The 15,206-nt window shown below is 73.1% G+C and carries 13 protein-coding genes; 8 read left to right on the top strand and 5 right to left on the bottom strand.

Annotated features, from left to right (window positions below; translation table 11 throughout):
- The first annotated feature begins 85 nt into the window (after positions 1 to 85).
- A complete protein-coding gene (locus tag AB0F89_RS13925) occupies positions 86 to 2,551 on the top strand; it encodes a M14 family zinc carboxypeptidase (RefSeq protein ID WP_367136170.1) in 2,466 nt (821 codons plus the stop codon).
- A 30-nt stretch (positions 2,552 to 2,581) separates the two neighbouring features.
- On the opposite strand, the gene AB0F89_RS13930 is transcribed toward AB0F89_RS13925, so the two are convergent.
- Together AB0F89_RS13930 and AB0F89_RS13935 are read right to left on the bottom strand one after the other, a co-directional pair.
- Entirely contained in the window at positions 2,582 to 3,763 is a 1,182-nt protein-coding gene (locus AB0F89_RS13930; protein ID WP_367136172.1) for a PQQ-dependent sugar dehydrogenase, read from the bottom strand.
- Between the two features lie 10 nt (positions 3,764 to 3,773).
- Positions 3,774 to 4,643, bottom strand: coding sequence for an alpha/beta fold hydrolase (locus AB0F89_RS13935; RefSeq protein ID WP_367136174.1), 870 nt, complete (start codon positions 4,641 to 4,643; stop codon positions 3,774 to 3,776).
- Positions 4,644 to 4,673: 30 nt separating this feature from the next.
- Here AB0F89_RS13935 and AB0F89_RS13940 point away from each other — a divergent pair, with 30 nt between their 5' ends.
- Together AB0F89_RS13940 and AB0F89_RS13945 are read left to right on the top strand one after the other, a co-directional pair.
- Positions 4,674 to 5,588 (top strand): 2-hydroxyacid dehydrogenase, encoded by a 915-nt coding sequence (locus AB0F89_RS13940; protein WP_367136176.1) that lies wholly within the window; start codon positions 4,674 to 4,676, stop codon positions 5,586 to 5,588.
- A gap of 72 nt (positions 5,589 to 5,660) precedes the next feature.
- Complete coding sequence (locus tag AB0F89_RS13945) at positions 5,661 to 6,386, top strand: DoxX family protein (RefSeq protein WP_367136178.1); 726 nt, start codon at positions 5,661 to 5,663, stop codon at positions 6,384 to 6,386.
- Positions 6,387 to 6,428: 42 nt separating this feature from the next.
- Here the strand turns inward: AB0F89_RS13945 and ilvD are convergent, their stop codons facing one another.
- From ilvD to AB0F89_RS13960, 3 genes are all read right to left on the bottom strand, one after another.
- Positions 6,429 to 8,273 (bottom strand): dihydroxy-acid dehydratase, encoded by a 1,845-nt coding sequence (gene ilvD / locus AB0F89_RS13950; RefSeq protein WP_367136180.1) that lies wholly within the window; start codon positions 8,271 to 8,273, stop codon positions 6,429 to 6,431.
- Positions 8,274 to 8,354: 81 nt separating this feature from the next.
- Entirely contained in the window at positions 8,355 to 8,798 is a 444-nt protein-coding gene (locus AB0F89_RS13955) for a vitamin K epoxide reductase family protein (protein ID WP_367136182.1), read from the bottom strand.
- The gene (locus AB0F89_RS13960; protein WP_367136184.1) at positions 8,795 to 9,253 is read right to left on the bottom strand and encodes a PH domain-containing protein; all 459 of its coding nucleotides are present in this window, start codon (positions 9,251 to 9,253) and stop codon (positions 8,795 to 8,797) included. The genes AB0F89_RS13955 and AB0F89_RS13960 overlap by 4 nt, the downstream gene beginning before the upstream one ends.
- Positions 9,254 to 9,538: 285 nt before the next feature.
- On the opposite strand from AB0F89_RS13960, the gene AB0F89_RS13965 reads away from it, so the two are divergent.
- From AB0F89_RS13965 to serA, 5 genes are all read left to right on the top strand, one after another.
- Positions 9,539 to 11,380: an acetolactate synthase large subunit gene (locus tag AB0F89_RS13965; RefSeq protein ID WP_367136186.1), complete on the top strand. Its 1,842-nt coding sequence runs from the start codon at positions 9,539 to 9,541 to the stop codon at positions 11,378 to 11,380.
- Between the two features lie 47 nt (positions 11,381 to 11,427).
- On the top strand, positions 11,428 to 11,934 hold the full coding sequence (gene ilvN, locus AB0F89_RS13970; RefSeq protein WP_367136188.1) for an acetolactate synthase small subunit: 507 nt from the start codon (positions 11,428 to 11,430) through the stop codon (positions 11,932 to 11,934).
- A gap of 32 nt (positions 11,935 to 11,966) precedes the next feature.
- Positions 11,967 to 12,980, top strand: coding sequence for a ketol-acid reductoisomerase (gene ilvC, locus AB0F89_RS13975; RefSeq protein WP_367136190.1), 1,014 nt, complete (start codon positions 11,967 to 11,969; stop codon positions 12,978 to 12,980).
- Between the two features lie 70 nt (positions 12,981 to 13,050).
- Entirely contained in the window at positions 13,051 to 13,320 is a 270-nt protein-coding gene (locus AB0F89_RS13980) for a DUF397 domain-containing protein (protein WP_367136192.1), read from the top strand.
- A gap of 291 nt (positions 13,321 to 13,611) precedes the next feature.
- The gene (gene serA, locus AB0F89_RS13985) at positions 13,612 to 15,201 is read left to right on the top strand and encodes a phosphoglycerate dehydrogenase (protein ID WP_367136194.1); all 1,590 of its coding nucleotides are present in this window, start codon (positions 13,612 to 13,614) and stop codon (positions 15,199 to 15,201) included.
- The last annotated feature ends 5 nt before the right edge of the window (positions 15,202 to 15,206 follow it).

Here is a 15,206-nt window from a genome sequence, read left to right on the forward strand (position 1 = left end):
ACCGGCCGTCCTACCGGTTGCACGGGTCGCGCGCGCCCGCTACTCAGGGTGGAGGAGTTCTTCGGCGACCACCCCGGGGGGCACGATGCGCTCGTTGCTGCTCACGGTCCTGCTGCTGGCCACGATGACCACACCCGCGTCCCCCTCGCCCGCCGCGGGCCGGGCGCACGAGCCGGGCAACGGCCCGGAGCGCAACCAGGTCGCCGCCGTCGACCCGGCGCCGAGCACCGCCGCCCCGGGCTACAACTGGCCCGAGGGCAACCCCGGCTACCCGCGCCGCACCCGGCTGCGGGTCCACCCCGAGGACCGGGCCGACCGGTCGACCAAGCTCGGGCTCGCGCCGTACCACTCGCTCGCGCCGCGCCTGAACGACCTCCAGCGCCGCGGCGACCGGGTGTCGGTCGAGGTGATCGGCCAGTCGACGGCGGGCCGCGACCTGTACCTGATCACGCTCACCGCGCCGGAGAGCCCCGCGGAGACCCGCAGGCAGGACGCCTGGCGCCGGAAGATCGAGGACGACCCGGCCGCCGCGGCTCGGGACTTCTTCCTGCGCGGCAACTACAAGGCGCCCGTGTGGGTCAACGCCAACATCCACGGCGACGAGTGGGAGGGCACCGACGGCGCGCTGCGGGTCGTCGAAGACCTCGCCTCCGCGACCGACCCGGCCACCCTGGAGTTCCTGCGCCGGCACCGGGTGCACGTGAACGTCACCGCCAACCCGGACGGGCGGGTGGCCGGCACCAGGGCGAACGCGGCCGGGTTCGACCTGAACCGGGACTTCGTCACGTCCTCGCAGCCGGAGTCGCGGGCCATGCGGGACGTGGTGCGGCGGATCCAGCCGCTGCTGGTGCTGGACGAGCACGGGTACGTGGACGGCACGCTGATCGAGCCGACCACGCCGCCGCACGGCCAGAACTACGACTTCGACCTCTACCTCGGGCACGGCTACGCGGCCGGGTTGCGCATGGAGGCCGCGGTCAAGGCGCTCGGCCACCCCGAGGCGGCCTCGCCGAGCATCCCCTTCCGCGACCACCCGCCGGGCGTGTGGGACGGGTGGGCGCCGATCTACACCGCGCAGTACTCGATGTACCACGGCGCGGTGGCCTTCACGGTCGAGGTCCCCCTGCGGGTGAACCGGGGCGAGTACACGACCCAGCCGGAGTCGGAGCTGCGCCGCCGTTCGGCGATCAACACCGACGTCGTGGCGGCGACGATCCGCAGCGCCCTGGAGTACGCGCGGGAGAACCGGCGCTCGATGGTGGACAACCAGATCGAGGTGTTCCGCCGCGGCCTGGCGGGCGAGCCGCAGCGGGTGCTGCCGGACGGCTTCGTGCCGGGCTTCGGCCCCGAGGACCGCTACACCACGGAGTTCCCGCGCGCCTACGTCGTGCCGGTGGGCGCCGGGCAGCGCTCCGGGCGGGCGGCGGCGCGGCTGGTCGACCACCTGGTCGCGCACGACGTCCGGGTGAAGCGGGCCGACCGGGCGTTCACGGCGGGCGGGCGGGCGTACCCGGCGGGGTCGTACGTGGTGGACATGCGCCAGCCGAAGCGGGCGCTGGCGAACGTGATGCTGGAGGCCGGGCGGGACCTCTCGGACCGCGTCGACGTCATGTACGACATCAGCGGGTGGAGCCACCGGCTGCTGTGGGGCGCCTCGGTGGACGTCGTGCGGGACGGGCCGCTGGACGTGCGCGGGCGCGAGGTCCTGGCCGCGTCGCCGACGGGTTCGCTGCCGGAGAGCGGCGACCTGGCGCTGGCGCTGACCGACGGCGAGGACGTGGCGGCGGTGAACGACCTGCTCGGCCGGGGCGTCGAGCTGCGCAGGCAGGACGACGGCACGATCGTGGCGCCCGCGTCGGCGCGCTCGGCGGCGCGGGAGGTGTCGGACCGGCACGGGGTGGCGTTCACGCCCGCCGGTCCGGGCGGCGCGCCGCTGCGGCGCCCGGTGGTGGCGGGCGCGGTGGCGGCGGACGAGCTGAAGGCGTTGCGGGACATGGGCTTCGACGTGCGGCCGGTGTCGACGGCGGTGCTGGACGGCGGGTTCGACCTGACCGGGGTGGACGTGCTGCTGGTGTCGTCGGGGCTGCGGTACGACCAGTTGGGCGCCCCGGCCAGGGCGGCGGTGGACGAGTTCCTGACCCGCGGCGGCGTGGTGACCCGCGGCGCCACCGGCGTGCGGTTCAACGCCGACGCCGGGGTGCTGCCGGTGCGGGCGGTCGCGGGTCGGGAGGACGCGAACGGCGTCGTGTCGGTGGTGGACGGGGCGGGCGGCGTCGACCACTCGTTCGTGTACGCGCCGCACTGGTTCACCGACCTCGGGCCGGGGGTGGGCGCGCGGCAGCGGTACCAGGACCTGGTCGCGGGCCACTGGGCGTCGCGCGCCGACGGGTCGGGGGGACAGGAGGAGGCGGCGGGCCAGGCGGCGGTGGTGGCGGGCACGTCGCCGCGCGGCGCCAGGGCGGTGCTGTTCGGCACCGAACCGCTGTTCCGCGACCACCCGAAGGGCCTGTACCGGCAGGTGGCCGACGCCATCTACCGCACCGCGGGGTGAGGCGGGCCCTGGAGGTCCGGCCGCGGCGGCTCAGTCCTTGCTGCCGCCGGGACCCTGGCGCACGACGATCGCCACCCGGTCGTCGCTGGACACCGGCGCGCCGCCCGCGGTCTTGTTGACCGTGCCGACCAGCGCCGTCGTGTCGTCCAGCAGCACCATCGGGCCGAGCCGGCCGAAGCCGTCCTCGCCGTCCAGCGTCGCCTCGGGCTTGCCGGTGAAGCTGCCGTCCGGGTTCATCGGCAGGTTCACCATGCCGGGCGTGGCGCCGGTCGACACCGACACCATGTTCGAGAACGACGCGCACCCGCCGACGCCCAGCCGCTCGGGCCACGACCACGCCGGGTCGCCGAGCGGCTTGCCCGGGTCCACCCGGTACAGCAGGTCGGCCGCCGCGCCCGCGTCGGTCACCCACGTCTTCGTCCCGTCACCCGACACGCACAGCCCGCCCGGCGACTTCAGCCCGCTCGCCACCACCGCGGAGCCCGCCGTCGGGTTGCCGCGCGCCGGCCGGCCGTTGGCGTCGATCCGCAGCACCTTCCCGGCCAGCGAGCCCGGGTCGAGCGCGGCCGCGGGCGAGCCCGCGTCGCCGGTGGCCACCAGCAGCGCGCCGTCGCGGTCGTGGGCCAGCGAACCCCGGTTGCCGGTCGGCCCCTTCGGGATGCCGGTCAGCACCGGCTTCGGCACGTCGCCGGGCGCGATCCGGAGCACCCGGTTGTCGGTCGCCGTGGTCGCGTACACGAAGATCAGCTGGTCCTCGGCGTACGTCGGCGACAGCGCGAGCCCGGTGAGGCCGCCGTCGCCCGACGCGTCCACCTCGAACTTCGCCACCTCGACCGGGTCGACGTCCTTGGTCACCCTGAGCAGCCGGCCGGTGGTGCGCTCGGTCGCCAGCGCGGTCAGCGCGCCGGTCGTCTGGTTCACGTCGGTCAGCGCCACCGCGGACACCGGCTCCAGGCACGTGCCGACGACGGCCGGGTTGAAGTCCTTGCAGCCCTGCGGCGGCGGCACCGGCGCCTGCTGCTGCCCGGGCTGCTGACCCTGGTCCGGTCCCTTCGGCAGCTCGCCGGGCAGCTCGGGCACCGGCCCGGCCTGCGGCGTCAGCTGCTGCGCCGCGCTCCACCCGGCGGGCGCCGGCTGCTCGGGGAAGCTCGCACAGCCCGCGGCCAGCAGGCCGAGGGCCGAACCGATCACCACTCCACGCAGACGCGACACGGGTCCCAGGTTAGGCGCGCGGTCGTGAACGCGGGGTGAGCGGTCCGCCCGCGTCGCCGCGCACGGCCCGGCGCACGGCGTCGACCCGGTCCAGCAGCAGCTCCAGCTCCTCCACCACGACCCGCGGGTCCTCCAGCGGCAGGAAGTGCGTGTTGGGCAGCACCCGCACCCTGGCCTGCGGCAGCGCGGCGACCGCGCCGACCACCCCGCTCACGCACGCCAGCGGGTCGTACCGGGCGGCCAGCACCGTTGTGGGGCACGTCACGCCGGTTGGGTCCAGCCGGGGCGCGCGGCCGAGCGCGAGCGCCAGCGTGAAGTACCAGCGCCAGTCGTGCTGGAGGTAGTGCCGCACGGTCCGGACCACGCGCCCGCCGACGTCCGGCACCGGCAGCCGGTGCAGCACGGCGTTCAGCAGCGGCCCGGCGGCCTTCAACGCCTTCACCCCGGCCACGCCGACCGCCCGCCGCAGCCGCACCGGCACGCCCGGCAGCCCGAGCACGCTCGCGAACGTGTCACCCGGCGTGCCCGCGACCAGCAGCAGCCCGCTCACCCGGTCCGGGTGGCGCAGCGCCAGCTCGACGGCCACCGTCACGCCCATCGACCAGCCCATCACCACGCACCGCTCGATCCCGGCGGCGTCCAGCACGGCCAGCGCGTCGGCGACGTGGTCGGCCGGCTCGATGCGACCGGGGTCGGCCGGCCGCGCCGACCCCAGGGCGCCGCGGTGGTACCAGCTGTGCACGCGCGCCGCGGGCGTCTCGGGCCACACCGAGGGCACCGCGCCGAGACCGGGGCTCAGCAGCACGTCCGGCCCGTCGGCGTCGGTGCGCCACACCCTGATCCGCGTGCCGTCCGCGGCGAAGACGTCGTGCTCCCGCATGGCGGCAAGTGTGCCGTAACGTGCGGTCCCGTGAGCCTCATCGTGCTGGTGCCCGACGACCTCGGTGTCCGCGTGCTGTCCGACGTGGAGGGTGTGCGGCCCGTCCGCTACGAGCCGGGGCAGCCGCTGCCCGCCGAGGCCGCGCGGGCCGACGTCCTGGTGCCGAAGTTCCTGCACGGCACGGACCCGCGCGACGTGTTCGAGCAGCTGCCGTCGCTGAAGCTGGTGCAGCTGCTGTCGGCGGGCGCGGAGCGGTTCACCGGCGTCGTGCCCGACGGCGTGCTGCTGTCCACCTGCCGGGGCGCGCACGGCGGCAGCACGGCCGAGTGGGCGATCGGCGCGCTGCTGGCGGTCTACCGCGACTTCCCGGTGTTCGAGCGGGCCCGGCAGGAGCGGCGCTGGGACTACCACCTCACCGAGACGTTGCAGGACAAGGAGGTGCTCGTGGTCGGCGCGGGCGACCTCGGCGAGCAGTTCCGGCGCAGGCTGGAGCCGTTCGGCGCGACCGCCACCATGGTCGGCCGCACCGCGCGGCCCGGGGTGCGCGGCGTGGCCGAGCTGCCCGACCTGCTCGGCGGGTTCGACGCGGTGCTGGTCGTGGTGCCGCTGACCGGGGAGACCACCGGGATGGTGGACGCCCGGTTCCTCTCCCGGATGAGGGACGGCGCGATCCTGGTCAACGCCGCCCGCGGCCAGGTCGTCGACACCGACGCGCTGCTGGCCGAGCTGACGTCGGGGCGGCTGCGCGCGGCGCTGGACGTGACCGAGCCCGAGCCGCTGCCGGCGGACCACCCGCTGTGGACGGCGCCGGGCCTGTTCCTCACCCCGCACGTGGCGGGCAGCTGCACGGGCCACGCCGAGCGCGCGTACGCCGTGGTGGCCGCCGAGGTCGCCCGGTTCGCCCGCGGCGAGCAGCCGGCCAACCTGGTCAAGGGCGATTACTAGCCCGTTCGGGTGAACCGACGCTGCGGAACGGACGCTCGCGGACGTCCGCCGAACCTCCTAACGTGCGGGTGCGTGGCTACTCACGACGACCGCTCGAAGGCTTCGGGCGGCTACTCCGACGACGGGTTCTACTCGACGAGTGGCGTGGGCGGAGGAGTGCACCACTTCGACGACGGCACGCGGTCGTTCGACGGCGGCGGGTTCGACAAGGACACGCAGAGCTTCGACACCACCGGGTACACACCGATCGCCGACCTGACCGACGAGCCCGCGCACCACGACCCGCTGGACGACGAGCGCAGGCCGTTCGGCTGGACCGCCGGCCCCGACCTCGGCCTGCTGGTGCTGCGGCTGGCGCTGGGCGGCGCGTTCGCCGTGCACGGCCTGCAGAAGGTGTTCGGCCTGTTCGGCGGGCCGGGCATCGACGGGTTCACCCGGTACCTGCAGTCCGCGGGCTTCCGCGAGCCGCGCATCCTGGCGTGGGTGACGGGCGTGACCGAGCTGGGCGGCGGCGCGCTGCTGGTGCTGGGCCTGTTCACGCCCCTGGCGGCGGCCGGCGTGCTCGGCGTGATGGCCAACGTGATCGCGCTGAAGTACCGGGGCGGGTTCTTCGCGCCCGACGGCGTCGAGCTGGAGGTCGCCTACGCCGCGATGGCGTTCGCCGCGCTGTTCGCGGGTCCGGGCCGGGCGGCCCTGGACAACAACCGCAGCTGGTTCCGCCACCCGCTGCCGGCGGGCTTCCTCTGCCTGGTGCTGGCCGCCGGCGCGACCGCCGCGACGCTCTACGTCTTCAGGTAGGGGAGGAACCGGCCGGCGGGGACCCCGCCGGCCGACCCCCGGCTACTTGTTCACGTCGCGAACGGCGCCCGTGGACGCGTCGGTCGCCATCCGGGCGTACGCGCGCAGCGCCGCCGTCACCGGGCGGACCCGCTCGACCGGCTGCCACGGCCGCTCGGACGCCTCCATCTTCGCCCGCCGCTCGGCCAGCACCGACTCGTCCACCAGCAGCTCCAGCCGGCGCGCGCCGATGTCGATCAGGATCCGGTCGCCGTCCTGGACCAGGCCGATCGCGCCGCCGCCCGCCGCCTCCGGCGAGACGTGGCCGATGGACAGGCCCGACGTGCCGCCGGAGAACCGGCCGTCGGTGATCAGCGCGCACTTGCGGCCCAGGCCCGCGCCCTTGAGGAACGCGGTCGGGTGCAGCATCTCCTGCATGCCCGGACCGCCCGCCGGGCCCTCGTAGCGGACCACCAGCACGTCACCCGGCTGGATCTCCTTCTTCAGGATCGCCGAGACGGCCTCCTCCTGGGACTCGACCACCCGCGCCGGGCCCTCGAAGCGCCACAGCTCCTCGTCGATGCCCGCCGACTTGATCACCGCGCCGCGCTCGGCCAGGTTGCCGTGCAGCACGGCCAGCCCGCCGTCCTTGGTGTACGCGTGCGCGACGTCCCGGATGCAGCCGCCCGCCGCGTCGGTGTCCAGCTTCGACCACCGGTTGGACGTGGAGAACGCCTCCGTCGTGCGCACGCCGCCCGGCGCGGCGTGGAACAGCTCGACCGCCCGCTCCGACGGCGACTCGGCCCGCACGTCCCACTCGCCCAGCCACGACGCCATGTCCGGGCTGTGCACGGTGCGCACGTCCTCGTTGAGCATCCCGCCCCGCCACAGCTCGCCCAGCAGGGCCGGGATGCCGCCCGCCCGGTGCACGTCCTCCATGTGGTAGTCGGAGTTCGGCGACACCTTCGACAGGCACGGCACGCGACGGCTCAGCGCGTCGATGTCGGCCAGCGTGAAGTCGACCTCGCCCTCCTGGGCGGCGGCGAGGATGTGCAGCACCGTGTTGGTGGAGCCGCCCATCGCCATGTCCAGCGCCATGGCGTTCTCGAACGCCTTGCGGTTCGCGATCGACCGCGGCAGCACGGACTCGTCGTCCTGCTCGTAGTACCGCTTGCACAGGTCCACGACCGTGCGGCCGGCCTCGGCGAACAGCTCGCGGCGCGCGGCGTGGGTGGCCAGCGTGGAGCCGTTGCCCGGCAGCGCCAGGCCCAGCGCCTCGGTGAGGCAGTTCATCGAGTTCGCGGTGAACATGCCCGAGCACGAACCGCAGGTCGGGCACGCCGACCGCTCCACCTCGGCCAGCCCGGCCTCGTCCACGTCCGGCGACGCGGACGCCGAGATCGCGGTGATCAGGTCGGTCGGCGCGACGGCCACGCCGTCCACCACGACCGCCTTGCCCGCCTCCATCGGCCCGCCGGAGACGAACACGACCGGGACGTTGAGCCGCATCGCGGCGTTGAGCATGCCCGGCGTGATCTTGTCGCAGTTGGAGATGCACACGATCGCGTCGGCCTGGTGCGCGTTGACCATGTACTCGACCGAGTCGGCGATGACCTCGCGCGAGGGCAGCGAGTACAGCATCCCGCTGTGCCCCATGGCGATGCCGTCGTCCACCGCGATCGTGTGGAACTCGCGCGGCACCCCGCCCGCCTCGCGGATCGCCTCGGCCACGATGTCACCGAGGTCGCGCAGGTGCACGTGGCCCGGCACGAACTGGGTGTACGAGTTGGCGATGGCCACGATCGGCTTGCCGAAGTCGCTGTCGGTCATGCCGGTCGCGCGCCACAGCGCGCGGGCGCCCGCGGCGTTGCGGCCGTGGGTGGTGGTGCGGGAACGGAGCGGTGGCACGGCTCCTCCAGAATTCTCAAGGGAGGTGTGGAACGCGAACGCCGCGCGTGGGGTGGGCGCGAAAGGGGCGGGGGCGGTGCCTCAGAGGTTACTCCGCCGCAGCGCGCCGGTGACCAGGACGGCGGCGAGCGCGAGCGTGATCACGTGCACGGCCGTGCACCACAGGCAGACCTTCCCGATGAGCACGAACTCGGCCGCCACCAGGTACACCACGAACAGCACCCCGACGCCGACGGCCACCAGCCGCGTCCAGTGCAGCGCCTCGCTGCGCCAGGCGAACGGCAGGCACACCACGGTCAGGAACGCGAAGAACGCCAGGCCGAGCACCGCCACCGGGATGCCGAGCAGTTCGGACTGCTCGCTGCTGGTGACCGTGCCGCAGTCGATGACCTCGCCCTCGGCGCACAGCAGCGCGCCCGCGGTGTAGTGCGCGACGGTGAGGTAGGTCGAGACGGCCAGCCCCGCCAGGGACAGCAGCAGGCTGACGACCGGCACCCGGCCGGGGGTCCGCGTGTCTGAACTCACTCCGGCGACTTTAGGGGCGGCGGCGTTGCGTCCTCGTCAGGACCGGCGTCGCCCGGCTGGTCCGGCTCGGCGGGCCCGGCTTCCGGCGTGGCGTTCGGGTCCGCCACCCGGCCGCCGCTGACCAGCGACAACGTCGGCAGGTGGCCGGCCCGGACGGCGGGCAGCCGGACCAGCGAGCCGTCCCGCAGCACGGCCGACAACCACCCCTTCGGGGTGAGCTTGATCGCCTTCACCTCGTCCCACGCGAGCACGCGCGAGCCGAACGTCGACCGCACCACCAGCCGCTCCCCGTCCACCGTGGTCCGGTTGCGCAGCACCCACACCGCGAACCCCGCCGGCAGCAGGTAGACGGCCTGCAGACCGGGCGCGCCCCAGGCGAACGGGGTCGCGGCGATCGTGGCGAGACCGGCGGCGAGCAGGGCGGGGGTGGGGATTCGGAACACGGCTTTCGACACGCCCGTGATGCTGCCACCCTCGTCCGGGCGGGTGACTCCGGCCCACGTCCACGCACCTCGCGCCGTCCACGATCCGGGAGTGCCGTCCCGCACAGTTGACGCTCCGCACCTTTGACGGTTAACGTCAGCGGCATGCAGCGCAACCTCGTTCTCGTACTTCCCAGGCGCGTCGACGCCTAGGCATTCGAGCTTGCGTCGACGCGCGACCCTCGTGCGACCCGTTCGGGTTGGCGAGGGTTTTTTCGTGCCCGGACCGTGCATTCTCCTTACCCACGAGGCAGACAGATGACCAGCGCAACCTCGCGACCGGCTCCCGGCGAGCCTCCGTCGCCCCGCCCTGGACCGCGGCCGAAACCGGCCCCGCCGAGCGGCGCCCCCGTCCGCGTGACCGGTGCCCAGTCCCTCGTCCGCTCACTCGAAGCGGTGGGCTGCGAAGTGGTCTTCGGCATTCCCGGCGGCACGATCCTGCCTGCCTACGACCCCCTCCTCGACTCCACCAAGGTCCGGCACGTCCTGGTCCGCCACGAGCAGGGCGCGGGTCACGCCGCGACCGGGTACGCCCAGGCCACCGGCAAGGTCGGCGTCTGCATGGCCACCTCCGGCCCCGGCGCGACGAACCTGGTCACGCCGCTCGCGGACGCCAACATGGACTCGGTCCCGGTGGTCGCCATCACCGGCCAGCAGTCCCGGCCGCTGATCGGCACCGACGCGTTCCAGGAAGCCGACATCTGCGGCATCACGATGCCGATCACCAAGCACAACTTCCTCATCACCGACGCCGCGGACATCCCGCGGGCGATCGCCGAGGCGTTCCACCTGGCCTCCACCGGCCGACCCGGCCCCGTCCTGGTGGACATCCCCAAGGACGTGCTCCAGGAGATGACCTCGTTCTCCTGGCCGCCGGAGCTGCGCCTGCCCGGTTACCGGCCGACGACCCGGCCGCACGGCAAGCAGGTGCGCGAGGCCGCGAAGCTGATCGCCGCGGCCCGCCGCCCGGTCCTCTACGTCGGTGGCGGCGTGATCAAGGCCGAGGCGTCGGCCGAGCTGCTGGCGCTGGCCGAGTCCACCGGCATCCCGGTGGTCACCACGCTGATGGCGCGCGGCGCGTTCCCCGACTCGCACCCGCTGCACCTGGGCATGCCCGGCATGCACGGCACGGTGTCGGCGGTCGCCGCGATGCAGAAGTCGGACCTGCTGGTCGCCCTCGGCGCGCGGTTCGACGACCGGGTCACCGGCCAGCTGTCCACGTTCGCGCCGGACGCGCAGGTCGTGCACGCCGACATCGACCCGGCCGAGATCTCCAAGAACCGCCGCGCGGACGTGCCGATCGTCGGCGACTGCAAGGAGATCATCGGCGAGCTGGTCGAGGCCGTCCGGGCGGAGAAGGAGAACGCGACCCGCACGATCGACCTGGCGCCCTGGCGCCGGCAGCTGGACGTGCTGCGCGAGACGTTCCCGCTCGGCTACGACTGGCCCGAGGACGGCACGCTGTCGCCGCAGTACGTGATCGAGCGGATCGGCCTGCTGACCCCGGCGGACACCGTCTTCACCGCGGGCGTCGGCCAGCACCAGATGTGGGCGGCGCAGTTCGTGAAGTACGAGTCGCCGCGCACGTGGATCAACTCCGGCGGCCTCGGCACGATGGGCTACGCGGTGCCCGCCGCGATGGGCGCGAAGGCGGGCGTGCCGGGTGTCCAGGTGTGGGCGATCGACGGCGACGGCTGCTTCCAGATGACCAACCAGGAGCTGGCCACCTGCGCGATCGAGGGCATCCCGATCAAGGTCGCGGTCATCAACAACGGCAACCTGGGCATGGTCCGCCAGTGGCAGACGCTGTTCTACGGCGAGCGCTACTCCAGCACCGACCTGGGCACGCACAAGCACCGCATCCCCGACTTCAAGCTGCTGGCCGAGGCGTACGGCTGCGCCGGCCTGCGCGCCGAGTCGCGCGACGAGGTGGACGCGGTCATCCAGCAGGCCATGGAGATCAACGACCGGCCGGTCGTCATCGACTTCGTGGTCGGCAAGGACGCCCAGGTGTGGCCGATGGTCGCGGCGGGCACCGGCAACAGCGAGATCATGGCCGCGCGCGGCATCCGCCCGCTGTTCGACGAAGACGATGTGTAGCGCCGCGCCGGCCGCCGGCGGGGATCGCAAAGACGAGGACGAGTGACATGACTAGGCACACCCTGAGCGTTCTGGTCGAGGACAAGCCCGGTGTCCTCGCCCGTGTGGCGGGCCTGTTCTCGCGGCGCGGCTTCAACATCGAGTCCCTGGCCGTCGGCCGCACCGAGCACCCGGACATCTCCCGGATGACGATCGTGGTGTCGGTCGAGGAGCTGCCGCTGGAGCAGGTGACCAAGCAGCTCAACAAGCTCGTCAACGTCATCAAGATCGTGGAGCTGGAGTCGGCCGCGTCGGTCCAGCGGCAGCTCCTGCTCGTCAAGGTGCGGGCCGACGCGACCGTGCGCAGCCAGGTGCTCGAAACGGTGCAGCTCTTCCGCGCGAAGGTCGTCGACGTCTCGCCGGAGGCGGTGACCGTCGAGGCCACCGGCACGTCCGAGAAGCTCGACGCGCTGCTGCGGATGCTGGAGCCGTACGGGCTCCGCGAGATCGTCCAGTCCGGCATGGTCGCCATCGGCCGTGGCGCCCGCTCCATCACCGCGACCGCGGTGCGCTGATTTTCCCGGTTCCGAGGAAGGAAGTACCACCAGTGAGCGTCGAGATCTTCTACGACGACGATGCCGACCTGAGCATCATCCAGGGGCGCAAGGTCGCGGTCATCGGCTACGGCAGCCAGGGCCACGCGCACGCGCTGAGCCTGCGCGACTCCGGCGTCGACGTCCGGATCGGCCTCCCCGAGGGCTCCAAGTCCCGCGCCAAGGCCGAGGAGGAGGGCCTGACCGTCGGCACCCCCGCCGAGGTCTCGGCCGAGGCCGACCTGATCATGATCCTGGCGCCGGACACCGCGCAGCGGCACATCTACGCCAACGACATCGCGCCCAACCTCAAGGACGGCGACGCGGTCTTCTTCGGCCACGGCTTCAACATCCGCTACGGCCTGATCAGCGTGCCGTCCAACGTGGACGTCGCCATGGTCGCCCCGAAGGGCCCGGGCCACCTGGTCCGCCGCCAGTTCGTGGACGGCAAGGGCGTGCCCGCGCTGATCGCGGTCGAGCAGGACGCCTCCGGCAACGCGCAGGCGCTGGCGCTGTCCTACGCCAAGGGCATCGGCGGCACCCGCGCGGGCGTCATCAAGACCACGTTCAAGGAGGAGACCGAGACCGACCTGTTCGGCGAGCAGGCGGTCCTCTGCGGCGGCGCCTCCGCGCTGGTGCAGGCCGGTTTCGAGGTGCTGACCGAGGCGGGCTACGCGCCCGAGGTCGCCTACTTCGAGTGCCTGCACGAGCTGAAGCTGATCGTCGACCTGATGTACGAGGGCGGCATCGCCCGGATGCGCTACTCGATCTCCGACACCGCCGAGTACGGCGACCTGACCCGGGGCCCGCGCGTCGTCACCCCCGGCGTCAAGGAGGAGATGCGCAAGATCCTGGGCGAGATCCAGGACGGCACCTTCGCCACCGAGTGGGTGAACGAGGACGACGCCGGCCGCGGCAACTACAAGAAGTTGCAGCAGGAGGGCGAGCAGCACCCGATCGAGGAGGTCGGCAAGAAGCTGCGCGGCCTCATGTCGTGGGTCGACCGGCCGATCACCGAAACCGCCTGAGACCGGCGGCGCCACCCCGCGGAGCCCGCAGTGTCCCCGGACGCTGCGGGCTCCGGTATACCTAGGGCCCATGACCGACAGCGCGCCCATCTACGACGACAAGGCCCACGTCCGGGGCAAGCTCGACCTCACCGCCGCCGAGTGGATCCGCAGCGACGAGGGCGCGGAGGAGGAAGAGGAGCACGTCGAGATCGCGTTCGTCGAGCACACCGACGGCGTGACCTACACGGCGATGCGCAACTCCGCCCACCCGGAGGGCCCGGTGCTCGTCTTCACGCCCGCCGAGTGGGAGGCGTTCATCCTCGGCGTCAAGGACGGCGAATTCGACGAACCCTGGTGACCCTCGCGCGAGTCGTACCCCCACGTCCCGCGTGTCCTACGTTCGCGACCACCGTGTCCTACGTTCAGGGCCCCTGAATTCAACGTTCAGGACGGTCCGCCGGGGTCCTAGTAGGACGCGCGTACCGCTTTCCACCAGGTGAAACGGGGTACCCGGGTGTCAACCGCCGGGCGGGCGCTGACTATGCTCGTTAACAACCCGGACACATCGCCGTGGCCGGCCGGCGCGGGTGACGACCTGCTCGACGGCCCCCGCGCTCCCCACCCGTTCACACCACCGGGAGCGACGTCCGTGACCAAGCCCGTTGTCCTGATCGCCGAGAAGCTCGCACCGTCCGTTCTCGACGTCTTCGGTGACGGCTTCGAGGTGCGCCACGTCGACGGCACCGACCGTCCCGCGCTGCTCGAAGCCGTCGCCGACGCCGACGCCCTCCTGGTCCGCTCCGCCACCAAGGTCGACGCCGAGGTCTTCAAGGCCACCGCGAAGCTGAAGGTCGTCGCCCGCGCGGGCGTCGGGCTGGACAACGTCGAGGTGCCCGCCGCCACCGAGCGCGGCGTCATGGTCGTCAACGCGCCCACCTCCAACATCGTCAGCGCCGCCGAGCACGCCGTCGCGCTGCTGCTGTCCACCGCGCGCCAGATCCCGGCCGCGCACGCCACGCTGCAGGCGCACGAGTGGAAGCGCAGCAAGTTCAACGGCGTCGAGGTCCAGGGCAAGACCGTCGGCGTGGTCGGCCTGGGCAAGATCGGCCAGCTGTTCGCCGCCCGCATCGCCGCCTTCGGCACCGAGCTGATCGCCTACGACCCGTACGTCAGCGCCGCCCGCGCCGCGCAGCTCGGCATCGAGCTGGTGACCCTGGAGGAGCTGCTGGAGCGCGCCGACTTCATCTCCATCCACCTGCCGAAGACCCCGGAGACCAAGGGCCTGATCGGCGCCGAGCAGCTGGCCAAGGCCAAGCGCGGCGTGATCATCGTCAACGCCGCCCGCGGCGGCCTGGTGGACGAGGAGGCGCTGGCGGAAGCGGTGAAGGAGGGCCAGGTCGGCGGCGCGGGCATCGACGTGTTCTCCACCGAGCCCACCACCGAGAGCCCGCTGTTCGGCCTGCCGAACGTCGTGGTCACCCCGCACCTGGGCGCGTCGACCACCGAGGCGCAGGACCGCGCGGGCACGGACGTGGCCAAGTCGGTGCTGCTCGCGCTGGCGGGCGACTTCGTGCCGGACGCGGTGAACGTGCAGGGCGGCGGCGTGGTCGGCGAGGAGGTCCGCCCCTACCTGCCGCTGGTGCAGAAGCTGGGCACGGTGGTCGCGGCGCTGAGCGCCAAGGCCCCGACCGCGGTCACCGTCGAGGTGCGCGGCGAGCTGTCCAACGAGGACGTGGCGGTGCTGCCGCTGGCCGCGCTGCGCGGCGTGTTCTCCAGCGTGGTCGAGGAGCAGGTCACCTTCGTCAACGCGCCGGCGCTGGCGAACTCGCTCGGCGTGGGCGTCGAGCTGACCAAGGAGCCGGAGAGCGCCAACCACCGCAGCCTGGTGACGGTGCGCGCGGTGCAGGCCGACGGCGCGGTCATCACGGTGTCCGGCACGCTCACCGGCCTGGACCAGGTCGAGAAGCTGGTCGGCATCAACGGTCGCGGCTTCGACCTGCGGGCCGAGGGCAACGTGCTGCTGCTGGAGTACCCGGACCGGCCGGGCGTCATGGGCGCCGTCGGCACGCTGCTCGGCGAGGCGGGCGTGAACGTCGAGGCCGCGCAGATCAGCCAGACCAAGGACGGCGCGGACGCGTTCATGCTGCTGCGCGTCGACCGCCCGGTGGACACCGCCGTGCTCGACCCGATCGGCGCGGCCGTCGGCGCGCGCACGGTGCGCTCGGTCAACTTCGACTGACTCGT

Source organism: Saccharothrix sp. HUAS TT1 (genome assembly GCF_040744945.1).
Lineage (GTDB): Bacteria > Actinomycetota > Actinomycetes > Mycobacteriales > Pseudonocardiaceae > Actinosynnema.